Here is a 24221-nt window from a genome sequence, read left to right as displayed (position 1 = left end):
GATTTCTAATCAATGTATGATAGGATGTCGAACAAGCAATAAAGGAATAATGAGGCTGTACTGTGGGTAGTAATCTAAAGCACCAGATCGAAGCGCAATTGAAGCAACGTATTATGTTGATTGATGGTGGCATGGGCACCATGATCCAAGAGCATAGATTGCAAGAGGAAGATTATCGTGGTGAACGTTTTGCCAATTGGCATTGTGATCTAAAAGGAAATAACGATCTCTTAGTTCTCACTCAGCCTCAGTTAATTAGAGGAATTCACTCTGCTTATTTGCAAGCAGGGGCTGATATCCTTGAAACCAATACCTTCAACGCGACCACGATTGCAATGGCTGATTACGACATGCAGTCTTTGAGCGAAGAAATTAACTTTGCCGCAGCCAAATTGGCTCGTGAAGTTGCGGATGAATGGACGGCAAAAACACCGGATAAACCTCGCTACGTTGCAGGTGTGTTAGGGCCAACCAACCGTACGTGTTCTATCTCTCCAGATGTAAATGATCCCGGTTACCGTAATGTCGAGTTTGATCAGCTAGTCACAGCTTACTCTGAATCTACACGTGCTTTAATTAGAGGCGGCAGCGATCTGATTTTGATCGAAACTATTTTCGATACTTTGAATGCGAAAGCATGTGCCTTTGCTGTTGATGCTGTGTTTGAAGAACTTGGCATCGAATTGCCTGTCATGATCTCAGGTACTATCACTGATGCATCAGGTCGAACTCTGTCCGGCCAAACCACAGAAGCATTCTATAACTCCTTGCGCCATGTTCGCCCAATTTCGTTTGGTTTGAACTGTGCTTTGGGCCCGGATGAGCTGCGTCAATACGTAGAAGAGCTTTCTCGCATTTCAGAAAGTTATGTTTCTGCTCACCCGAATGCGGGATTACCAAATGCATTTGGTGAATATGACTTATCACCAGAAGATATGGCGGAGCACATTGGTGAATGGGCTCAAGCAGGGTTCCTCAACTTAGTTGGCGGTTGTTGTGGTACCACCCCTGAGCATATCGCAGCAATGGCTAAAGTGGTTGAAGGGGTAGCTCCTCGCGCTATTCCGGAGATCAGCGTAGAGTGTCGACTGTCTGGTTTAGAGCCTCTGAGCATTGCTCCAGAAACATTGTTCGTTAACGTTGGTGAGCGTACTAACGTTACGGGTTCAGCCCGCTTCAAACGTCTTATTAAAGAAGAACTCTATGATGAGGCTTTAGATGTTGCTCGTGAGCAAGTCGAGAATGGCGCACAGATCATTGATATCAACATGGATGAAGGCATGTTGGATGCGATGGCTTGTATGGAACGATTCCTTAAGTTGTGTGCATCAGAACCAGAGATCTCGAAAGTGCCAATCATGGTTGACTCATCGAAATGGGAAGTGATTGAAGCCGGCCTGAAATGTATTCAGGGCAAAGGTATCGTTAACTCAATATCGCTAAAAGAAGGCGAAGAAAAATTTATTCATCAGGCGAAATTGATTCGTCGCTATGGTGCTGCCGTTATCGTTATGGCCTTTGACGAAGTAGGGCAGGCGGATACTCGTGAACGTAAGATAGAAATCTGTCGTCGCGCCTATCATATTCTTGTCGACCAAGTGGGTTTTCCTGCGGAAGATATTATTTTTGACCCGAACATCTTTGCCGTTGCTACCGGTATTGATGAGCACAACAACTATGCTCTCGATTTCATCAACGCCGTTGCAGATATCAAGCGAGAACTTCCACATGCAATGATTTCTGGTGGTGTGTCTAACGTCTCTTTCTCTTTCCGCGGTAACAACTACGTACGTGAAGCGATTCATGCGGTGTTCCTATACCACTGTTTTAAGAATGGTATGGACATGGGCATCGTCAACGCTGGTCAGTTAGAGATATACGACAACGTGCCAGATAAACTGCGTAATGCGGTTGAAGATGTCATTTTGAACCGCGACGACGGTGCCACTGAGCGTCTGTTGGAAATCGCTGAAGAGTATCGTGAAAACGCTGTTGGCAAAGAGGAAGATGCCTCTTTACTGGAATGGCGTACTTGGCCAGTTGAAAAGCGTTTAGAGCACGCACTTGTTAAAGGTATTACCGAATTTATCGTTGAAGATACTGAAGAAGCGAGAGCTAAAGCGACCAAGCCTCTTGAAGTTATCGAAGGTCCATTAATGGACGGCATGAATGTCGTCGGTGACTTGTTTGGTGAAGGGAAAATGTTCCTGCCGCAGGTGGTGAAATCTGCCCGTGTGATGAAGCAGGCTGTTGCGTACCTAGAGCCCTACATCAATGCGCTGAAACAAGCAGGGTCGACAAACGGTAAGATCCTATTAGCAACCGTGAAAGGTGATGTTCACGATATCGGTAAAAATATCGTTGGTGTTGTACTGCAATGTAACAACTATGAAATCATCGACCTTGGCGTAATGGTGCCGTGCGAGACAATTCTGAAAGTGGCTCGCGAGCAGAATGTCGACATTATCGGTCTGTCAGGTTTGATTACGCCGTCTTTGGACGAAATGGTTCACGTAGCGAAAGAGATGGAGCGCCAAGGATTTGAGTTACCACTACTGATTGGTGGCGCAACCACATCAAAGGCGCATACGGCTGTTAAGATTGAGCAGAACTATCATCAGCCAGTGGTGTATGTAAACAATGCGTCACGCGCGGTAGGCGTATGTTCCGCATTGCTTTCTGATGAACGTCGTCCTGAATTTGTTGAGCGTCTGAATCTTGATTACGAAAGAACGCGTGAACAGCACGCACGTAAAAAGCCGAAGAGCCGCCCTGTGACTTTAGAGCAAGCCCGAGCAAACAAGGCTGCAATAGATTGGCAGATATACACACCACCGGCACCAGTTAAACCGGGTATTCATGTATTTAAAGATTTTGATGTTTCAGTCTTACGTCAGTACATCGACTGGACACCATTCTTTATGACTTGGTCGCTGTCTGGAAAATATCCTGCAATTCTTGACCATGAATTGGTCGGGGAAGAGGCCCGTAAGCTGTTCAAAGATGCGAATGACTGGATTGACCGTATCGAAAGTGAAGGGCTTATGAAGGCGAACGGTATTTGTGGTCTGTTCCCTGCGGCAAGTGTGGATGACGACATTGAAGTGTATGCGGATGAATCACGCCAACAAGTGATTAAAGTGCTGCATAACTTGCGTCAGCAAACCGAGAAGCCAAAAGGTGCGAACTACTGTCTGTCCGATTTTGTGGCGTCTAAGCACAGTGGCAAACAAGACTGGATTGGTATGTTTGCTGTGACAGGCGGTATTGGTGAACGTGAACTGGCTGACGACTTCAAAGCCAAAGGTGACGATTACAACGCGATTATGGTTCAAGCGGTTGCTGACCGTTTGGCAGAAGCGTTTGCTGAATATCTGCATATGAAAGTGCGTACTGAGATTTGGGGTTATGCTCCTGATGAAAATCTAAGTAATGAAGAGTTGATTCGCGAGAAGTATCAGGGTATTCGCCCTGCTCCGGGTTATGCGGCTTGCCCTGAGCATACGGAGAAAGGTGCGATTTGGGAGCTATTAGGCGTTCAAGAGAAGATAGGTATGGAACTGACAACCAGCTACGCCATGATGCCGGGTGCATCTGTTTCTGGCTGGTATTTCTCACATCCTGATTCTCGTTACTTTGCCGTTGCTCAGATCCAAGGTGATCAAGTTCAGAGTTACTCACAGCGTAAAGGCTGGGACATACTTGAAGCTGAAAAATGGTTGGGTCCTAGCATTAACGGTTAGGATTACCGAGCATAGAAACGAAAAAGGTCACCGCTTGGTGACCTTTGTTTTACGTGTGAGTTATCTGATTATCGATTCTCGAACAGATCCAAATGTAGCTTCTGAATAACGGCTTTAGATTCAGGAGCATCGACGAGGAAGCAAAGGTTGTGGTCGCTTGCTCCGTAGCAGATCATACGCAAGTTAAAATCACCTAAGGTGCTGAACACTTCTTTCGCATAGCCTTTGGTTTCCATATGGTTACCAATCAATGCTACTAGGCAAAGGTTATGCTCAACTTCTACAGTACAAAGCTCTTGTAACTCTTCTCTTGCTTCTTGTGGCAGCTCAGGCGCACCGCCTGATGTGTCCGTTTTATCTAGCGTCAGCGACACACTGATTTCAGATGTGGTGATAAGGTCTACCGAGATTTTGTATTTTGCCAAAACTTCGAATACTTTCGCTAAGAAACCATACGCATGGAACATCTTCGCACTGCGTAACGTCACCATAGTTTGATTGCAACGTAGTGCTAGCGCTCGGAACTGCGGTGAGTTCTCGACTTGTTGACGAATCCAGGTGCCACCTTTTTCTGGCTCTTTAGAAGAACCGACAAAAACAGGGATTTCATGACGCAGCGCAGGCACCAGTGTTGAAGGGTGTAGGATCTTCGCACCAAAGTTCGCCATTTCAGAGGCTTCACTAAAGCTGATCTCTGGAATTGGCGCAGCTTTAGGTGCAATGCGAGGATCTGTTGTGTAAATTCCCGGAACATCCGTCCAAATCTCTAAGCCGGAAGCTTTTACCGATTCCGCAATCAGAGCTGCAGAGTAATCACTGCCGCCACGACCAAGTGTTGTGGTATTACCTTGTTCATCAGAACCGATGAAACCTTGAGTAACCACCACATATTCCGCACAAAGTGGTGCAAGTTTTTCTTGAGCCAGTTTCGCGATCTCTTCGATTTGTGGTTCGGCTCGGCCGTAATGGCTGTCTGTTCTTAATACTTCACGAATATCAAAGCGAACGGCATTAACACCGCGCTCACGCATTAACTGGGTCAAGATATACGTCGACATCAGTTCGCCGCAAGCGACCAAATGATCTGTCAGCTTTTTGCTGGACTGAAATGATGCAGCTTCGGCAGCGCTAGCGATGCTATCTAGCATCGAATGAACTTCTTTTTCTACTTGGGTCGGTTCAGACAATTGGTCGATAATCGAATCATGAATATCAGCCAACTGTTTCATGATGCTTAATCTTTGGTCTGCATCCTGAACGCCATTAGCAAGTTCAACAAGTAAGTTCGTTACGCCAGAGCAAGCACTGCTGACGACTAATCGTGTTTGTGGGTTATTTTCGATAATTGCAGAGCAACGGCTCATTGCTTCAAAATTTGCAACACTTGTTCCACCAAACTTGGCGACATTGAATGCGCTCACTACATTTCTCCCGGACTTCCTAGAAATAAAAAAGGTTGGTAATCCAACTTCCAATGTTTTGAAGAGAGTTTCTTAGAGCAAAATAGAGGGGAGTAACAACAGGCAGGTTGTATAAAATTCCTCAGAAGCTCTTCATCAGCATAGCACCGATGACAGTTGAAGGGATTCAACCCTGACAACCGATAAACCAAATCCACAACTTTGATTTATCTCGGCACTGCTCCCCCTGAATGTTTTGTTTTGGAGTTGAGGCTCCACAAAACATCTGCCTGGGCAGTGCTCCTCTTCTGTTATCCCATCCTGCTTAGTGTTGTATCTGTGCGGCTACGATTTGTGCTCAAATCAGCTCACGTATACAACCCTAATGAGTAAGGGATAAATAGCTCACTCATTGAACGGTTTTGTGAAACTGTTGTCAATTGTAAATTTGTGATAAATGAAAATAAATGTGTCGAAATTGTCAGGCAGCATAGACCTCTGTCGAATTGTCGCCGTCTTGATTCTGCCGTACTCTACATTTTCGTACGTGAAAGCTTATTACTAATAATAACTGGGAGCACCTATGACTATACAAAGCTTCATCCCTCCGCACCGAACTCTTATGGGACCAGGTCCTTCGGATATCTCTCCTCAAGTATTACAGGCTCTTAGTCGTCCAACTGTTGGGCATTTAGACCCGTTGTTTGTCGCTATGATGGATGAGCTAAAGGTGCTACTTAAATATGCTTTCCAGACTGAAAACGAGTTCACCATTGCGGTATCAGCACCGGGTAGTGCGGGTATGGAGGCGTGTTTCGTCAATTTGGTTGAGCCCGGCGATAAAGTGATTGTTTGCCGCAACGGTGTCTTTGGCGAGCGTATGCGTGAAAATGTTGTCCGTTGTGGCGGTATTGCTATCACAGTCGATGATGAGTGGGGAACGCCAGTCTCTGTTAGCAAAGTAGAGCAAACCATCAGCCAACATCCCGATGCAAAAATTCTTGCTTTCGTCCATGCTGAAACATCAACAGGGGCTTTGAGTGACGCTCAAACACTTGGCGCTTTGGCTAAGCAAAATAATATGCTGACGATTGTTGATGCCGTGACTTCATTAGGTGGCGTTCCACTGCTGGTGGATGAATGGCAATTGGATGCAGTTTATTCTGGAAGTCAGAAGTGCCTTTCTTGTGTGCCGGGGCTATCTCCTTTGACTCTGTCAGCAACAGCGATCGAAAAGATCCAAGCGAGAAAGACGCCGATCCAAAGTTGGTTCTTAGATCAGAGTTTAGTGTTGGGGTATTGGAGTGGTGGTAATAAACGCAGCTATCATCATACTGCGCCCGTGAACAGCTTATACGCACTGCACGAAGCATTGCTGATTTTGAAAAATGAAGGGTTGGAGAATGCTTGGTCTCGTCATCAAGCGATGCATGAAAAACTCAAGCTTGGTTTAGAACAAATGGGTTTCAAATTTGTGGTGGAAGAAGGATATCGCTTACCACAACTGAATGCGGTGTATATTCCAGAAGGTGTTGATGACGCTAAAGTTCGTAGCCATCTTCTCAATGAATACAATTTGGAAATTGGTGCAGGGCTCGGTGCGTTAGCTGGTAAGGCGTGGCGTATTGGTGTTATGGGTTATGGCGCCCGTTCTGAAAATATCGCTTTGTGTCTCAGAGCACTGGAAGAATCTCTTACTCAATAAAACTTTGGTTAATAAAGGTGGCTTTTGCCACCTTTCTTTTTACTCAATATCTGTCTCAGATTGCTCCGAGTTATCGAATAAGCTCTGGTATTGTATATGGCTAAAATCTAATTCAGGAAACAGAAACTCGGCCTCAGTTTTAGTTTGTTCAGCTCGGCTGGTATCGCCAATTGCTTGATAAGCCATGATCAACTTCTCATACAATCCTGGTCTCGGTTTGCTTTGAATAATCTTCAAAGACCAGTCGATATAAGGCTGGATGTACTCGTATTTCTTCTCGTTTAACCCTAGATCTAAATAAGTGCTGTACATCTCCCAATCCAATCTGTCTTTGATGAGCACTGGATTGACGACTTTATTCAATATATCCAGTTGCTTTGGGTTGGATGTTTCAAATTTAGTCAGGTAGAAATTGGTATGCAGCACACTCACCATATAAAAACAGGTGACGATTGGCAGAGTCAAACTTGTGATTCGTAATAGTGTTTTGCTGAGTTTGCTAAAACGAAACACACGATATTTCGCTACGCGCTGGTCAATCCAGAACAGTAATATCATGAAGGTTAACCAGTGAATGCTTGACTGGTAGAAAGGTGCATCGACTAGGCTGTGAATGACGATTGGCAGTAACAAAGCGAACATGGCCAATCGGGTACCTTTCTTCGCTGAGTATATCCGAATCAGTACAAAGCTCGCCGCTAAAGCCATTCCTAATACGGGTAATAATCCGCCTTCAATCCCCCAAAATAGAAACTCATTATGAGGATGTTCCATCGATGGAATTCCTACTTTGTAGTTTGGATTGAGTTGATGTTGTCTAGCGGTATACAGGATATAACTTGATTCAAACTTACCGTAACCATAGCCTGTAAATGGCTTTTCAATCAGCATATCGATGGATTGAGGAAGAACGCTGCTATAAGGAACGGATGAAAGGTAAGGCTCTACATCGCGATCTTGATTGTGGGATAAATACAGCGCACCTAGGCCAATGATTAATCCTGAAACCGTTGCTAAAACCCAGTTTATAAAACGTTGACGAGGTGAAAAACGATACAGATATGGAAGAATAAGTAACACACCTACTACAGCAGATATCCAACCAACCAGAGAATGCAAGACGATTATTAGTGGGATAGAAACCACAGGCGTTATGTACAGTAAGCTCACTTCACTGAGTTTTTTATTGTATTTTTTCGGTTGGCGAGCCAATAAGTACCCTGAAAGCACTAGACCGGTAGTAAGGAAGCTGGCCATGGCATCAGGGTGCTGAAAAATGCCGTAAGGCAGGTTTTTTACAGTGTCATACTTAAAGATATTGTCAGCGTGTAAAACGCTGAATTGATAAACACCAAATAGAGCTTCAATGAGGCTAGCAAAGACAACAAACAGAAGTAACTTCTGTTTGTTTTTATTACTGAAATGAAATTGTTGTAGTACTAAGAAAAGTGAAAATCCAGCCCATAAACCAATGATTCTGGTTAATTCGTTGTACCACTGCGCGTTAGCAAAAAACAGCGGAAGCGTCATGATCACACAGCAGATCCAAAGACCGATAGTCAGTTTGGAATATCTCAAACGCTGATAGCTGCTCATTTGATATAGGCCGATTGCTAAGGGAATACTGATAGCAATCCAAGTCGCTGCATTGAAGGGTAACGACAATCCATCACCGCCTAAATTGGGCATAAAAACGTGCATTGCTATGAGATAAACAAAGCTAACCGCTATCAGGAACGGTTTGTTTTTAGGCACACTCGGTGCTTGTGGTTCAAGTTGTGTTCCGCTTAACAGCAAGGTTGCCATAGGGGGTTCAATGTCCTTTACGAAGAAACCTGCTTTATTGGAGCAGGCAAATTAGGGCTGACAGGCCCTAATTTACCGTTTTTTTTCAGTTTCTACAGATTTTTTCTATTTCAACATCGGTTTTAAGAAACGAGCGGTATGGGAAACTTTGCTTTTCGCCACATCTTCAGGAGTACCTTCCGCAATAATTTCACCGCCACCTTGCCCACCTTCGGGGCCCAAATCTACTATCCAGTCTGCGGTTTTAATCACATCAAGGTTGTGCTCAATAACGACAACTGTGTTCCCGTGATCACGCAGACGGTGCAATACATTGAGTAGTTGTTGAATATCATGGAAATGCAAACCTGTGGTTGGCTCATCCAAAATATACAGTGTTTTACCAGTGTCACGTTTGGACAGCTCTCGCGAGAGTTTGACGCGTTGAGCCTCACCACCAGACAATGTCGTAGCAGACTGACCAAGCCGGATGTACGACAAACCTACGTCCATTAGCGTTTGCAGTTTACGTGCTATCACAGGTACTGGCTCAAAGAACTCATGAGCGTCTTCAACGGTCATGTTGAGAACTTCATCAATCGTTTTGCCTTTGTAACGAACTTCTAATGTTTCGCGGTTGTAGCGTTTTCCTTTACACACATCACAAGGAACGTACACATCGGGTAAGAAGTGCATTTCAACTTTGATTACGCCATCGCCCTGACACGCTTCACAGCGACCACCTCGAACGTTAAAACTAAAGCGTCCCGGCTTGTAACCACGTGAACGAGACTCTTGCGTGCCTGAAAACAGCTCACGAATTGGAGTGAAAATACCGGTATAGGTCGCAGGGTTTGAGCGAGGTGTGCGGCCTATAGGACTCTGGTCAATATCGATAACTTTATCGAAATGCTCTAATCCTTTTATCGATTTGTATGGCGCGGGTGTTGATGTGGTTGCGCCATTTAATGCGATATGCGCGATATTAAAGAAAGTATCGTTGATCAGTGTTGATTTACCTGAACCTGAAACTCCTGTTACACAAGTAAATAATCCGACTGGGATAGAAAGATTGACATCTTTTAGGTTGTTGCCAGATGCACCAAGAAGCTCGACTGTTTTCTTCGCGTCTTTTGGTGTTCTCTGTTTAGGTATTTCAATCTCTTTCACACCACTTAGGTATTGGCCTGTAAGGGAGTTCGGGTTGTTTATGATATCCGTAACATTACCTTCAGCCACTACGTTACCACCATGTACACCAGCGCCAGGGCCGATATCAATCACATGGTCAGCCATGCGAATGGCATCCTCATCATGCTCAACCACAAGAACGGTATTTCCCAAATCGCGCAGATGTTCTAGGGTTTTTAACAATCTTTCGTTATCTCGCTGGTGGAGACCGATGGAAGGTTCATCGAGTACATACATCACACCAACCAGCCCTGCGCCAATTTGGCTCGCTAAGCGGATTCGTTGCGCTTCACCACCAGAGAGTGTTTCTGCACTGCGCGATAAGTTTAAATAGTTCAAACCAACATTGACCAAAAACTGCAAACGATCATTCACTTCTTTCATGATCTTTTCTGCAATTTGAGCTCGCTGACCTTCAAGTGTCAGAGATTGAAAAAACTGCAGCGCATCAGCAATGCTGAGTTCTACAACTTGCGGTAGTGGTGTGTCATTGACGAATACGTTGCGAGCTTCAAGACGTAAACGCGTACCCTCACAATGGCTGCACGGTTTGTTAGAAATGTATTTCACTAACTCTTCACGAACCGAATTGGATTCAGTATCACGATAGCGACGCTCGAGATTATTGAGAATTCCTTCAAACGGATGACGCTTAACGCGGATGTCACCCCGGTCATTGATATAGTTAAATTCGATTTCGGTGCGACCAGAGCCATGAAGAATGATCTCTTGGATTTTCTTGCCCAGTTTGTTGAAAGGCGTTTGCAAATCAAAGTCGTAATGGGCCGCTAAAGAGCTGAGCATCTGGAAGTAATAGTAGTTCTTTTGATCCCAACCGCGAATTGCGCCTTCAGCCAAACTCAGTTTCTCATCCTGAATCACTCGACTTGGGTCAAAATACTGTTGTACACCAAGACCATCACACGTTGGACATGCACCAGCCGGGTTGTTGAATGAGAACAAGCGAGGCTCAAGTTCACGCAAGCTGTAACCACAATGTGGGCAGGCAAAGTTGGCTGAGAATATTTGCTCCTCGCCTTCCTCATCCATCGGGGCAACCACAACGTTGCCGCCAGAGAGTTCCAGAGCTGTCTCAAATGATTCGGCTAGACGTTGTTGCAAGTCAGAACGCACTTTAAATCGGTCAACTACAACTTCAATCGTGTGCTTTTTATGCAGTTCAAGCGTCGGTGGATCGGACAAATCGCAAATCTCACCATCAATTCGTGCACGAATAAAACCTTGAGCCGCTAAATTTTCCAGAGTTTTAACATGCTCACCTTTACGCTCTTTCACGATAGGAGCAAGCAACATCAGTTTTGAGCCTTCAGGAAGCTCTAATACTTTGTCAACCATTTGGCTGATTGTTTGAGCGGCAAGCGGAACTTTATGTTCTGGGCAACGAGGTTCACCAACACGAGCAAACAGCAAGCGCAGATAATCGTAGATTTCGGTAATGGTGCCCACTGTTGAACGCGGGTTGTGTGATGTCGACTTTTGCTCAATAGAGATCGCCGGCGATAGACCTTCAATATGGTCTACATCGGGCTTTTCCATCAAAGACAGGAACTGGCGAGCGTAGGCAGAGAGAGATTCAACATAACGTCTCTGACCTTCGGCATATAAAGTATCAAAGGCTAAAGATGATTTCCCTGAACCAGAAAGTCCGGTAATGACGATCAGCTTGTCACGGGGAATCGTGAGATTGATATTTTTCAGGTTATGGGTTCGAGCACCACGTACTTCAATTTTGTCCATTTGATTTGCTCTGTCTTTGGCTTCGTTAAAGGCTAAGTCGAGCAAGTATTACATAGAGTGAGAAATGTGCAAGAAATACTGGATATAAAAACAGTTAATCAATAAATAAAGAGCCGCTTGATTGCCGCTCTTTTGAAGATTATTGGCGATGAGTATTAGCTCTTCTGGGTAGAGTGTTTCGCTAAAGCAACTTGTTGTTCGTTTTTCTTGTATAAATTTTCAAAACAGTAGTTTGTCGCTTCGATATAACCTTCTACGCTACCGCAATCAAAGCGTTTACCTTTAAATTTATAGGCCAAAACGCAACCTGATTTTGCTTGTTTTAATAGCGCGTCAGTGATTTGGATTTCACCGCCTTTGCCTGGCTCAGTTTGTTCGATTAACTCGAAAATATCAGGAGTTAGAATATAACGACCAATGATAGCCAGATTGCTTGGGGCTGTACCCGGTTCTGGCTTTTCTACCATGTCATCCACGCGGAAAAGGTCGTCTTTGATCATTTCACCCGAGATCACACCATACTTGTGTGTTTCGTCTGCGGGAACTTCTTGTACTGCAACGATTGAACAGCGGAATTGGTTGTACAGTGCTACCATCTGTGCCAGAACACCTTTCTCTTCATTGACACAAAGATCATCCGCTAAAACAACAGCAAAGGGTTCGTCTCCCACGAGCTCTCTGCCTGTGAGAATCGCGTGCCCTAAGCCTTTCATTTCTCGTTGACGAATGAAAGTAAAGTTAGCCGTTTCGATAATGTCTCGGATATCAACAAGTAGGTCTTCTTTGTTCGTTCCTTGGATTTGGTGCTCAAGCTCGTAGTTCATGTCAAAGTGATCCATGATCGAATGCTTACCTCGACCCGTCACAATACACATTCCGTTCATTCCGGCTTGAATTGCTTCCTCTACACCATATTCAATTAGAGGTTTGTTTACTACTGGCATCATTTCTTTTGGCATTGATTTGGTTGCTGGTAAAAAGCGAGTGCCGTAGCCAGCTGCCGGAAATAGGCATTTTTTGATCATTTTTTCGCCCTGCTAAACTATCTGTTTTTGTCTTAAAACGGAGTTGTCATATTTAAACATAGATTTACTGCAGACTTTAGCATGATACTTTCGTGAGATTCAGCACATTCTGCGTCATGAAAATGAAAATGTGCTGAAAGGCGCATTTATGAAAGTAGATTTTGATTTGCCCAACTGATGGCTTGAACTCGGTTTTTCACCGAAAGCTTTTTAAATATCTGATACAAATGAGACTTCACTGTAAACTCGCTGATAAAAAGACTTTCTGCCATTTGCATATTTGATGCCCCAGTCTGTAAGCAACGCAAAATCTGGATTTCTCTTGCTGTGAGGTCAACCGAAGCTTGTGCGTGGTGGGCCTGAAAATGATATCGGTAATAATGTAGAAGCTGGCTTGATGCATGACGTGGAAGCCAATTTTGTCCGTTGATTATTTCTCCCAAGCCTTCACAGATACTCTCGGGAGTATCATCCTGATAAAACAGCCCTTTTAAGTTACCAAAAGTGAGCAATTCTTCTGTATGCAGCCTTTTATCAACGTTAAACAGAATCGTTTCAAAGTGAGGACTCGTAATCTTTAACGCTTTTAAATTTTGTCTAATCAGATGATGTTCCTGATAGTTAATCAGCAAAATTTTGTGTTTATCTGTGTGATAATTTCGAAGTAACTGCTCAGGGAGAATTTGAGGTATTGGCAAAGCAAGAAGTTCTAGAGCTTTTTCTAATTGCTCAGGGACGCATGTGTCGTCCATGCAAAGAAAATATATGGTTCTGGCATAGTTGTGTTTTGGCATGGATTATTCCTTAGTAGGATGCGGTGAAATGCGTCAACAATGCCTAAAATTAAAAGATAGAGCGAATTGGGATAGCGAGTTTGCGTGGGATTTCAATCGATTGAGTAAATGAGTTTTATATCAAATTGCAAATGGAAGATTTCCCCCGAAAATTAGAAGCTTAAAAATGAAATTGGAATGAGTTTTTGATAACAATTCGACCGGACATTTAAGCTCGAGAAAAAGCGTGTTATCCTAACTGACTGTTTGAAATTTTTTCAAAAATTATACGATTTAAAGACGGAGCGAAACATGGCAAGCCGTGGCGTGAATAAAGTAATTTTGGTGGGCAACTTGGGTGGAGATCCTGAAGTTCGCTATATGCCAAGTGGCGGTGCTGTTGCAAACATCACCATTGCAACGTCAGAAACATGGCGTGATAAAGCAACGGGCGAACAGCGTGAGAAAACTGAGTGGCACCGAGTTGCTCTTTATGGAAAACTTGCAGAAGTAGCGGGTGAGTACCTGCGTAAAGGTTCTCAAGTTTACATTGAGGGTCAGTTACAAACTCGTAAGTGGCAAGATCAAAGTGGTCAAGATCGTTACTCAACAGAAGTAGTTGTGCAAGGTTACAACGGCATTATGCAAATGCTTGGTGGTCGTCAGCAACAAGCTGGAGGCGCGGGTCAAGGTCAACCTCAGCAACAAGGCGGATGGGGGCAACCTCAACAGCCAGCGAGACAGAGCCAACCAGCGTATCAGCCAGCTGCTCAGCAAGCACCTCAACAAGCTCCTCAGCCTCAATACAATGAGCCGCCAATGGATTTTGACGACGACATCCCGTTTTAATTGTCTCGATTTTAAAAAAGCCGCAATTTTGTGGCTTTTTTTATATACTTAGCGCACTGTTTACATAATTTTTGCGAGCAGCCTTCTTCGATGAATAATGCCACCCATCGATAAATTGAAAGGGAATTCAATTTCTATGCGCTACACGCCTACGCTAAAACTCAGTACACGTTTAGTGGTTTTCGTCACTCTGATTGTGACCAGTGCGATGTTCATTTTGTTTATAGGTGGGACCTTATCCTTTCAGCGGTTAGGGCAGGAATATCTCAACCACTACATGCAGGGCATAGTGGAAGTGGTGGATAAAGAGATGGAAGACCCAGATGCTGCCTATTCTATGCAGCGTTGGATGCCCAAGATGCTGCAAGCAAGTAATATTGTTGAGATGGAACTGTCATCTCAAGCTGGCATTATTTACCGTTTTAAAGACACCTCCTCAAAAATCGACCCTGCACGGCTGTATCAAGCCGATTTTCCTTTGCAACGCATTCAAGGTTATTCGGTGCACTTTAAAGTCGTACCGCCTTATGTTGGCTTTAGCTATTCCATCGGTGCTATGTGGTCGATAACAGTCGCTGTTTTATTCATTGTTTTCTGCTTGGTACAGAGTGTTAAGTGGTTGCGTTTTCAGCTTTTGGGATCGGAAATGCTGGAAGAGCGTGGGCGAATGATATTGGCCGGTAGAGTTGAGCAATACGCAAAAGGCGATGACAGAGAGTGGCCATATACTGCCAGTGAAGCTTTAGATGTTCTGATCGAAGAGTTACAAGATGCGCGTCAAGAGCGTAGCCGTTTTGATACTTTTATCCGTACACAGACATTTCTCGACCAGTTAACGGGTACGGCAAATCGAGTCCTGTTCGACAGCAAATTAGAATCGGCGTTGCAGGAGAGCGGCGCTCAAGGTGGCGTTTTGATGCTACGTATTGATGATCTTGATGTAGCGAAAGAAGAAAACGAGAAACGCGTCATTGATGATTTTGTTGTTGAAGTTGGTCAGTGTATCTCAAACGTCATTGCTCGTTATCCAGACGTAATTTTGTCTCGTTACTATGATTCTGTATTTGCTCTCTTTATGCCACACCAAACAGCAAAAGATGTCTCTCATGTTGCTTCTCAATGCCTGAAATTTATTGAACGTCTAACGCCGCCGGAGCCACTAGATAAAGATAATTGGTTCCACATTGGTGTCAGTATGTACAAGGAAGGTGAGCGTAGAGGTCGAATTATTGATGAGACAGAAACGGCTTTGAAAAGTGCTCAGTTGCAGAGAGTCAATGCTTGGAGTCGCTTTGAAAAAGCGGCGGTTTCCGAAGACAGAGGCAGCGTACGCTGGCGGACTCTATTCGATAAGGCTCTTATTGATGACAATATCATCCTATTCCGACAGGCTTGCTATTTGTCCGGTCGTTCTAATCACTTAGAATTATTGCATAACGAATTGTTCGCTAGAATTAACGACCCTGACAAAGGGGTGTTGAAAGCGTCTCGATTTAGTTCAGCTATAGAAACCGTTGGCTATGAAGCTGTCCTAGATAAAGCGGTGATGAGAAGAACGTTACAACTGATTAAGTCTTCAGTTAACGAATCCGCGTTGTCGGTAAACCTGTATGTACTTCCTTTTTCTGATAAACAATATTTTCGCTGGTTCCGTAATGAGTTAATGCAGTTAACCTTCCGCCAGCGTGGTCAGTTATCGTTTGAATTTACCGAAGGGCATTTAGTTCAACATCTGGATTATATGCGTCCGGTACTCAGAACAATATCCGCACTTGGGTGCGAGTTGATAGTTGGACAAGCAGGGCGAACAATCGTTGCAACCCACTATATCAAAGACTTAAAGATCAACTATCTTAAATTGCATCGAAGCCTAATAAAGCAAATCGATCAAAGACATGAAAATCAGTTGATAGTGCGTAGCCTGTTAGGGGTCTGCAAAGGCACACAAACAAAAGTCATTGCCGTAGGGGTTGAAAACCAGTCAGAGTTACAGGTTTTGCATAATCTTGGGGTTGATGGTGTTCAAGGGCGGTTATTTGATACTGAACAACCACTAAATCCGAGCAAGTTACCTGTGGCGGAACGTCAAGTTAAACCCGGTAAACGAAACCGATGGCGCACAAAGTAGAGATAAATGAAGATTGAAGCATTGTTAAAGCGGTTCACCAGAAAAAAATCTAAGCAGATGGCAGTGTTTGCGGTGGTTCAACCTGATGCGATTTATTTCTCGTCATCAGAATCCCTTGCCTTGCCTGAACATTACCCTTTGGCCAATAATACTTGGCCTAATGCCTTAGTGAATGCACTTCTTACCGCCGGAGCGAAAGGGTTGAGTGTTCACGTGGTGTTGCACGCCCAACTGTTTCAAAGCTATCAAATTGATAAGCCATCTATTCCTCAGCAAGAGTGGTCAAGTGCGCTGCCATTTTTGTTAAAAGACCTGATTACCGAAAAATCTTCAGATGTAATTGCGGATGCTTACCCGCTCGACGGCGGCAATAAGGCGCAAGCCTACGTGATTAACAAAAAGGTCGTTTTAGAAGCGAGCAGTTTACTTGAGAGTATGGGGTGTAGTCTCGAGAGTGTTGTTCCTGAACAAGAAGTTTGGGGCCGAAACAATGGTGAGCTGAAAAATTACTTATTAGTGCAACGCAGCAAAGGCAGCCATTTTAAATTAGAAGCGTTCGTCAATGAGCGTTGTATTTTCCAACGTACACTGCGTGGTGTTGTCGCACCGATTACAGGCGTTGCTAGTACAGCACTTCAACTTGATGGTCTTGCGCTAGAGCTGCAACGTTCAATCGACTATTTGTCTTCTCATTTCAAAGGCACCTCTCTGCATCAGCTAAAAGTGTGTTGTGATGAAGAAGAACACGCTGAACTCGTTCAAGCATTGGGTGAGCGTTTAAGTGTCAAGGTTGCCCCTCTGGTTGAAGGTGCTGAGCATATCGTTTCTGGCCAAGTGTTGGCAGAAAAAGCACTGTTTGTTCCTGCTGATGCGATCAACTTTTATCAAGAGCACCTGAAGCCAAAGAAAGAGTTGATGACGCTATCATCCATCACTGCTGTCTGGGGGGCTGTTGCTGTTGTTATGCTATGCTTCTTTGCATGGTTTCAATTTCAAAATATTCAATATCAGCAACAACTTAAACAAGCCAACCAACAAAATACCCAACTGACGGCGCAACTTGGAGAGCTGAAACAAAAGCATGCGGCGCATCTGCCTTCAGCAGACAAAGTGGCGGCTTCAGCTCGTTTAAAGAAAGAGATTGAATCACAGCAAGCATCACTAGCTGCGATTGGCCAGTATGACGCTTCGCGACAGTTGGGCTATTCCGGAGTGATGGATGGTTTAGCAAAACTTTCCCGCCGTGATATTAGCTTAAGTGAGATAGAGATAAATGAAGCAACGTTGGATGTAAAAGGTATGGCGAGAGATGCCAACGTTATACCAACATGGATTGCGCAATTTAAGGATGAAGTGAGTTTGACTGGACGTAGTTTCGAACAACTCACGATTGGTCGTGACGAGCAAGACATAGTGACGTTTGAATTGAAATCAAAACGAGGTGTGGAGAAATGAACGAACGCTGGCAGAAATGGAGTCAACAGTTCGAAGGCAGAGCTCCGCGCGAAAAGTGGTTAATCGCCATTTGTGGTTTGATTTTGATTACGATGGTGTTGCAGACACTGTTAATCGACCCACTATTGCAGCAGAGAAAAGACGCCCAACAGAAGTTAATGTCGCAGCAATCCGCTAATCAGCGAATGGAAAGTGAAATCATCATTTTGCAGCGCGAACTGGCTAAAGATCCCAACGCAGAGATAATTAAAGAGTTAGAACAACTGCAACAGCAGAGTCAGGAACTGTCTATGCAGCTTTCTGAAGTTATGAGTAATTTGGTCTCACCATCACAGATGGCTAATTTGCTACAAAGCGTATTGGATCATAGTGCTAAATTGAAATTAGTGAGCTTGACATCATTGCCAGCTAGTCCAATTAATGAGACAGATAGCAATGCCGAATATTTCCTACATCCGGTTCGGATGGAACTGAATGGCACTTATTTCGCTATCAGGGATTATTTGCACGCGTTAGAAAGCCTGCCTGTGAAATATTATTGGCGTAGTTTTCACTATCAAGTTGAAACCTACCCTAATGCCAAGTTGGTATTAGAAGTCTACACACTTGGAACCCGTGAGGAGTTTATCGGTGGCTAGGATATCGATGCTAAATAAGGCATGGTGGTTAATGATACTTGCTGCCGTTTCGGTTTCTGTCTCGGCGAGCCAAGAACAAGATCCAACCGCGCCATTAGGTTGGATGAAAACAGAACAAGTTAAAAAAGCAAAAAGAAACGTACCTGTACCTGAACTGCAAAGCATTGTTTGTAAAGATGATAATCAATGCTATGCCATTTTAAATGATAAGGTCGTGGACAAGGGCGATAGTGTGTCAGGCTATAAAGTGTCTAAAGTCACGCCATCGCAGGTCGAACTTAAGCAAGGCAGTAAAAGTTGGACTTTGAAGCTGTTCTCTCTGGACATTAAGAAATAAGGTTAAGAATTCATATGCGTAATATGATCATCGGCGTAGTGATGGTGAGTTTAGTGGGCTGCTCTATGGGGCATCGTGACCCAGTGGAAGCCAAACAGTCGCTGAATCAGGCTATTAATGAAGCGAATAGCCGCAATTTAGAAAATCTACCGCCATCGGTAGAAGCGGATCTTATGCCTGATATGGACGGAGCAATAGCGACATCGGATCCTAGCTTGAAGCGTTTTCGTATTCAGGCGAACGGTGTTCAGGCGAAAGCTTTTTTTACCAGCTTAGTGAAAGGTACAGAATACAGCGTTGCAATTCATCCGATGGTGGATGGCACTGTCACTGTCAATTTATCGGAAGTCACACTTGATGAAGTGTTAGATGTGGTTCGCGATCTTTACGGTTACCAAATTGAAAAAGTCGGTAAGGTTATCCAAGTTTATCCAGCGGGCTTACGCACGGTGACTATCCCTGTTGATTACCTGCAATTTAAACGAAGTGGTCGCTCACTGACAACCATCACTACAGGTACTATTACCAATACGGACACCAATTCTTCAAGCGACAGCTCTTCTTCGTCTTCAAGTAGTTCGAATAACAATAATTCGAACAACAGTGATAGTAATGCCACGTCGGACCGAGGTGGTACAGAGATTGAAACGTTGAGCGAGAGTGATTTCTGGCCACAGCTACAAACCGCTGTAGCCCAGTTGGTGGGCTCTGGTCGTGGTCAAAGCGTGGTTGTAACACCGCAAGCGAGTGTGATTACGTTGCGTGCGTATCCAGATGAAATTCGCGAAGTTCGCCGATTTTTAGGTATTTCTCAAGAGCGTATGCATCGCCAAGTGATTATGGAAGCGAAGATTCTAGAGGTCACTTTAAATGACGGCTACCAGCAAGGAATTAACTGGAGCAAGATGTTTACCTCTAATGGTGTTAACTACCGAATTGGTACTGGTGACACATCGGGCGCTGGCTCTGCAATCAGCAATGGTCTAGGTACCATTGCTGCGCTACCCGGTATTGACACTATTGGTACACTGCTGGGCGGGCAAACCAACATTGTTATGTCGAGTGGCAGCTTTGAGTCGGTATTGAGCTTTATGGCAACGCAAGGCGACTTAAATGTGCTATCAAGCCCTCGCGTTACCGCTGCAAATAACCAGAAAGCAGTGATCAAAGTGGGGACGGATGAGTATTACGTTACCGATTTATCCAGTGTCGTTGGTAATGGCGATAATTCTGAAGCATCTCCTGATGTGGAACTGACGCCATTTTTCTCGGGTATTTCACTGGATGTAACTCCTCAAATTGACGACAAAGGCCATGTACTGCTGCATGTTCACCCTGCTGTTATTGAAGTGGAGCAACAGAACAAAACCATCACTTACAACAACAAAGTGATTTCTCTGCCGCTGGCGAGAAGCTCTATCCGCGAATCTGACTCTGTAATTCGTGCCAAAGATGGCGATGTGGTTGTAATTGGTGGTCTGATGAAAACCAATACCTTGAACCAAACATCGAAAGTCCCGTTTTTAGGGGACATCCCAGTGTTAGGGCATGCGTTTCGCAACACATCTCAAGTGACACAGAAAACAGAATTGGTCATCTTGCTAAAACCAACGGTAGTTGGTGTCAATACGTGGCAAAAAGAGTTGGAGCGCTCACGTGATTTGTTGCAGGAGTGGTTCCCTGACTCTGAGTAATGAATATGTATTTGGAGCACTTTGGTTTTACACAACAGCCTTTTCAATTAACGCCTGATACTGGTTTGTTTCTGGGGCTAGACCCGCATTATGAAGCGATTCAAACCGTCAGCGCGGCTCTGCAAATGGGTGAAGGTGTCATAAAAGTAACTGGTGAAATCGGAACGGGAAAAACCATGGTGTGTCGGATGTTGCTGACTCATCTTAAAGAGTATGTCCAGCTGATATATTTGCCCAATCCTGCCTTGAATGGTGACGATTTACGTACGGCGATAGCAAAAGAACTGAACATCAATGACAGTTCAAAAGTTGGTTTGGTCGAAGCAATTCAAGAGCGACTCATTGAATTCCATACCAGTGGTAAAAGAGTGGTTGCTTTACTGGATGAAGCCCAAGCGCTTTCTGATGAAGCGTTGGAAGTGTTGCGGTTGTTTGGCAATCTGGAGACCGAACAAACCAAGCTTTTACAACTGGTTTTGATTGGGCAGCCAGAACTGGATGAAAGACTCGAACAATACCATTTAAGGCAGTTTCGTCAGCGAATTACCTTTAGTGCCAAGTTAAGACCATTAGATATGGCGGAAACCGTTGCTTATATTGACAATCGACTGTCTAAATCCGGTTATCAAGGTGAGCTGTTCAGTTTGAATCAGAAGAAAGCGATTTGGAAAGCGTGTCAGGGAACACCTCGCCTTATCAATCAGGTGTGCCATAAAACCCTGTTGCTTGCGTTCTACGAAAAGACCCAGCGGGTGAAAAATCAGCAGCTATACGCCGCTATTCACGATACGTACGATACTTGTAAACCCAAACATAAAACTCCAGTTATCTGGGGATGGAGCCATTGATGAGTGTTATGAACAAAGCTTTATCTCAACTTGCCGATAAGCAGCAATCATCACTTGATCCGATCGAGAAAGCGCACGTTGAGCCAATCAAAACACGTCCAGTTTGGGTATGGATGATGGCAGGGTTTGGTCTGAGTTTAGGCGTTGGCGGTTGGGCTGTGTCGCAGCAAGCGCCTGAAGTACAGAATGCCCAAATTATCAGTCAACCAATGCAAGTAAAGGCGTTTGTTGAACCTGCTCCTGTTGTTGCTTCGCCAACACAGAAAGTAAATCAGGCATCAGTGGTGGTTTATCACTCGGCGCCGATTGAAGAGCCGCTATTGGAATCTCGTCAAGTTACAGAAGAAGCAACAGAAGCTACCGATTTTGCACTGCCTGTTGAACCAGCAATCTCAACGCCAAAGGCCATTGCTTTAAATGAGGCGGCAGGGAATCAAACACTCATTCAAAAGCCTGTGTTGTTAGCGAGCAATACCACTTCTGCATCAGTGAACTCAGGTTCAGCAACTCAGGCGCCTGTAACGGTGTCTTCAGAATCGAAAAGCGCACAAGAGAACACGGTAACCATTGAACAGGTAGAAATGAGCCCTGAAAAACTGGCAGAAAAAGCAATTTCCCGAGCAAATAAAGCAATGGATTCTAGCGATTTTCAAAATGCTGTCAGTGCTTACAGCGAGGCTCTTCGCTATACACCGGATAATGAATCTGTACGTCAAAAATTGGCGGCGTTGTATTACGGTAAAGGTGAAGTGCGCAAAGCATTTGATTTGATGCAGCGTGGTATCGAAATAAACCCTGAAGGTGAAACTTTGAGAATTGCGCTGTCAAAATTGCTGATGAAAGAGCAGCAAGCAGAAGCGGCATTAACACCGCTCGCTTATTTACCTGCATCGGTAAGTGTGGAGTATCTTTCATTACGCGCGGCGTTGGCGCAAAAAGTGAAACAGAATGAAATTGCACTAGAAAGCTATCAGAAGCTAACAGAGAAAGAGGCGAACAATGGTCGCTGGTGGCTTGGTTTAGCGATTCAGCAAGAGCGTTCGTTTTTGTTAGAAGAGGCGAAAGCGTCTTATCAAAAGGCGTTAACAAAGGTTGGGGTATCGATTCAGTCACAAGCCTTTATTCGTAATCGTCTAGATGTGCTGAATCACCTCGAGGAGAACAACAATGCAAATTAAGTTAAGAAAACGACTGGGTGACTTGCTGGTCGAAGAGGGCATTGTTACTGACGAACAGATTGGGCAGGCATTGTCAGCTCAGAAGAATACTGGTCGTAAGCTGGGTGATACCTTAATTGAGTTAGGCTTCTTATCTGAACAGCAAATGCTGAGCTTTTTGTCTCAGCAACTGGCGATTCCGCTGATTGATTTGAGCCGTGCGACGGTCGATATTGACGCGGTACAGCTGCTTTCCGAAGTTCATGCACGCCGTCTGCGTGCACTAGTGATTGGCCGCAATGGCGATACTCTGCGTGTCGCAATGAGTGACCCTGCGGATTTGTTTGCTCAGGAGTCTCTCCTCAACCAACTGTCTCAGTACAGCTTTGAGTTTGTTATCGCACCAGAAAAGCAACTGGTGGATGGTTTTGACCGTTATTACCGCCGTACCAAAGAAATTGCCTCTTTCGCTGAACAGTTACAGGCTGAACACCAAGTTACAGAAGCGTTCGACTTTGATATCGCGAATGATGACAGCGAAGAAGTAACGGTTGTTAAGCTGATTAACTCGCTGTTTGAAGATGCAATTCAGGTGGGGGCGTCGGATATTCACATCGAGCCAGATTCAAAGATATTGCGTATTCGTCAGCGTGTGGACGGTATTCTTCATGAAACGGTTCTAAATGAAGTGGGTATCGCATCAGCGCTCGTTTCGCGACTGAAGCTGATGGCTAATCTCGATATTTCTGAAAAACGTCTGCCGCAAGATGGCCGATTTAACATCCGAGCTAAAGGGCAGTCGGTTGATATTCGTATGTCGACAATGCCTGTGCAATATGGTGAATCGGTTGTAATGCGTTTATTAAACCAGTCCTCTGGTATTCGGGAGCTGGATAAATCAGGCATTCCTGACGAGCTGTTACTGCGCTTCCGACGTCAGCTTAAGCGCCCGCATGGTATGATCCTCGTCACTGGACCGACCGGTTCGGGTAAAACGACCACTTTGTACGGCGCGCTAAGTGAACTGAATGAAGTGGGCAAAAAAATCATTACCGCAGAAGACCCAGTGGAATACCGACTGCCGCGAGTCAACCAAGTACAGGTGAACTCTCGAATTGGGCTGGATTTCTCGACCTTGTTGAGAACCTTCTTACGCCAAGACCCCGATATTATTCTGATTGGTGAGATGCGTGACCAAGAAACGGTGGAGATCGGTTTGAGAGCCGCACTAACTGGTCACTTAGTATTGAGTACATTACACACCAATGATGCTGTGGAAACCGCATTACGTTTAATTGATATGGGGGCTCCTGGTTATTTGGTCGCAAGTGCTGTTCGAGCTGTGATTGCTCAGCGTCTGGTACGTAAAGTTTGCCCAGATTGTAAGACGCATGATGAGTTGGATGAAGCTCAGAAGCAGTGGCTTGCGGTTCGTTTTCCTAACCAAGTTAATTCACCGTTTGTCCATGGTCGTGGCTGTCAGAACTGTAACCTAACGGGTTATAAAGGTCGTATTGGTGTCTTCGAAATGCTGGAGCTTGAGCACCATATGATGGATGCATTGCGCGCTGATGATTCTATCGGCTTTGCCAAAGCCGCCCGAGCTTCAGAGAACTATAAGCCATTGCTCGCATCAGCGATGGAGCTGGCAGTTAAAGGTATCGTCAGTATTGATGAAGTCATGGCGTTGGGTGAAGGTGAAGCTCACACAGCCGCTGAGCCTATTTATCTGTAA

At 44.6% G+C, this 24221-nt stretch carries 16 protein-coding genes and 1 riboswitch; of the genes, 11 read left to right on the top strand and 5 right to left on the bottom strand.

All coding sequences use genetic code 11. The annotated features are described in order from the left end of the window. Window positions 1-62: 62 nt before the first annotated feature. Window positions 63-3743: a methionine synthase gene (gene metH / locus AAGA51_RS13565; RefSeq protein WP_042489370.1), complete on the top strand. Its 3681-nt coding sequence runs from the start codon at window positions 63-65 to the stop codon at window positions 3741-3743. Between the two features lie 68 nt (window positions 3744-3811). Here metH and lysC read toward each other — a convergent pair whose 3' ends face one another. Next, the gene (gene lysC / locus AAGA51_RS13560; RefSeq protein ID WP_042489367.1) at window positions 3812-5164 is read right to left on the bottom strand and encodes a lysine-sensitive aspartokinase 3; all 1353 of its coding nucleotides are present in this window, start codon (window positions 5162-5164) and stop codon (window positions 3812-3814) included. Between the two features lie 117 nt (window positions 5165-5281). Next, window positions 5282-5459, bottom strand: a riboswitch (Lysine riboswitch). 267 nt (window positions 5460-5726) lie between these two features. Here lysC and AAGA51_RS13555 point away from each other — a divergent pair. Next, a complete protein-coding gene (locus AAGA51_RS13555) occupies window positions 5727-6848 on the top strand; it encodes a pyridoxal-phosphate-dependent aminotransferase family protein (protein ID WP_042489364.1) in 1122 nt (373 codons plus the stop codon). A gap of 39 nt (window positions 6849-6887) precedes the next feature. On the opposite strand, the gene AAGA51_RS13550 is transcribed toward AAGA51_RS13555, so the two are convergent. From AAGA51_RS13550 to AAGA51_RS13535, 4 genes are all read right to left on the bottom strand, one after another. After that, window positions 6888-8654: a PglL family O-oligosaccharyltransferase gene (locus AAGA51_RS13550; protein ID WP_042489361.1), complete on the bottom strand. Its 1767-nt coding sequence runs from the start codon at window positions 8652-8654 to the stop codon at window positions 6888-6890. 105 nt (window positions 8655-8759) lie between these two features. Next, a complete protein-coding gene (uvrA, locus tag AAGA51_RS13545) occupies window positions 8760-11582 on the bottom strand; it encodes an excinuclease ABC subunit UvrA (protein WP_042489358.1) in 2823 nt (940 codons plus the stop codon). 155 nt (window positions 11583-11737) lie between these two features. Beyond that, on the bottom strand, window positions 11738-12607 hold the full coding sequence (gene galU, locus AAGA51_RS13540; RefSeq protein ID WP_042489356.1) for a UTP--glucose-1-phosphate uridylyltransferase GalU: 870 nt from the start codon (window positions 12605-12607) through the stop codon (window positions 11738-11740). Between the two features lie 146 nt (window positions 12608-12753). After that, the gene (locus AAGA51_RS13535) at window positions 12754-13401 is read right to left on the bottom strand and encodes a LuxR C-terminal-related transcriptional regulator (protein ID WP_042489353.1); all 648 of its coding nucleotides are present in this window, start codon (window positions 13399-13401) and stop codon (window positions 12754-12756) included. A gap of 291 nt (window positions 13402-13692) precedes the next feature. Here AAGA51_RS13535 and AAGA51_RS13530 point away from each other — a divergent pair, with 291 nt between their 5' ends. The 9 genes from AAGA51_RS13530 to AAGA51_RS13490 all read left to right on the top strand — a co-directional run bounded on the left by AAGA51_RS13530 (window position 13693) and on the right by AAGA51_RS13490 (window position 24221). Then, entirely contained in the window at window positions 13693-14229 is a 537-nt protein-coding gene (locus AAGA51_RS13530; protein ID WP_042489350.1) for a single-stranded DNA-binding protein, read from the top strand. Between the two features lie 136 nt (window positions 14230-14365). After that, the gene (gene csrD, locus AAGA51_RS13525; RefSeq protein ID WP_042489346.1) at window positions 14366-16357 is read left to right on the top strand and encodes an RNase E specificity factor CsrD; all 1992 of its coding nucleotides are present in this window, start codon (window positions 14366-14368) and stop codon (window positions 16355-16357) included. A 6-nt stretch (window positions 16358-16363) separates the two neighbouring features. Beyond that, on the top strand, window positions 16364-17812 hold the full coding sequence (locus AAGA51_RS13520) for a hypothetical protein (RefSeq protein ID WP_042489343.1): 1449 nt from the start codon (window positions 16364-16366) through the stop codon (window positions 17810-17812). Beyond that, the gene (gspM, locus tag AAGA51_RS13515) at window positions 17809-18450 is read left to right on the top strand and encodes a type II secretion system protein GspM (protein WP_042489340.1); all 642 of its coding nucleotides are present in this window, start codon (window positions 17809-17811) and stop codon (window positions 18448-18450) included. The genes AAGA51_RS13520 and gspM overlap by 4 nt, the downstream gene beginning before the upstream one ends. Further along, window positions 18443-18787, top strand: coding sequence for an MSHA biogenesis protein MshK (locus tag AAGA51_RS13510; RefSeq protein WP_269350805.1), 345 nt, complete (start codon window positions 18443-18445; stop codon window positions 18785-18787). Before gspM ends, AAGA51_RS13510 begins: the two co-directional genes overlap by 8 nt. A 14-nt stretch (window positions 18788-18801) precedes the next feature. Then, window positions 18802-20481 carry a pilus (MSHA type) biogenesis protein MshL gene (mshL, locus tag AAGA51_RS13505; RefSeq protein WP_042489338.1) on the top strand — a complete coding sequence of 560 codons (1680 nt, stop codon included), beginning with the start codon at window positions 18802-18804 and terminating at the stop codon, window positions 20479-20481. 5 nt (window positions 20482-20486) lie between these two features. Then, a complete protein-coding gene (locus AAGA51_RS13500) occupies window positions 20487-21329 on the top strand; it encodes an ExeA family protein (RefSeq protein ID WP_042489378.1) in 843 nt (280 codons plus the stop codon). Next, entirely contained in the window at window positions 21329-22507 is a 1179-nt protein-coding gene (locus AAGA51_RS13495) for a tetratricopeptide repeat protein (RefSeq protein WP_042489333.1), read from the top strand. The genes AAGA51_RS13500 and AAGA51_RS13495 overlap by 1 nt, the downstream gene beginning before the upstream one ends. Next, window positions 22497-24221 carry a GspE/PulE family protein gene (locus AAGA51_RS13490; protein WP_042489332.1) on the top strand — a complete coding sequence of 575 codons (1725 nt, stop codon included), beginning with the start codon at window positions 22497-22499 and terminating at the stop codon, window positions 24219-24221. The genes AAGA51_RS13495 and AAGA51_RS13490 overlap by 11 nt, the downstream gene beginning before the upstream one ends.

This window comes from Vibrio diazotrophicus (assembly GCF_038452265.1).
Lineage (GTDB): Bacteria > Pseudomonadota > Gammaproteobacteria > Enterobacterales > Vibrionaceae > Vibrio > Vibrio diazotrophicus.
Note: the sequence above shows the minus strand (reverse complement) of the source record. Positions and strands in the feature narration are given on the sequence as shown.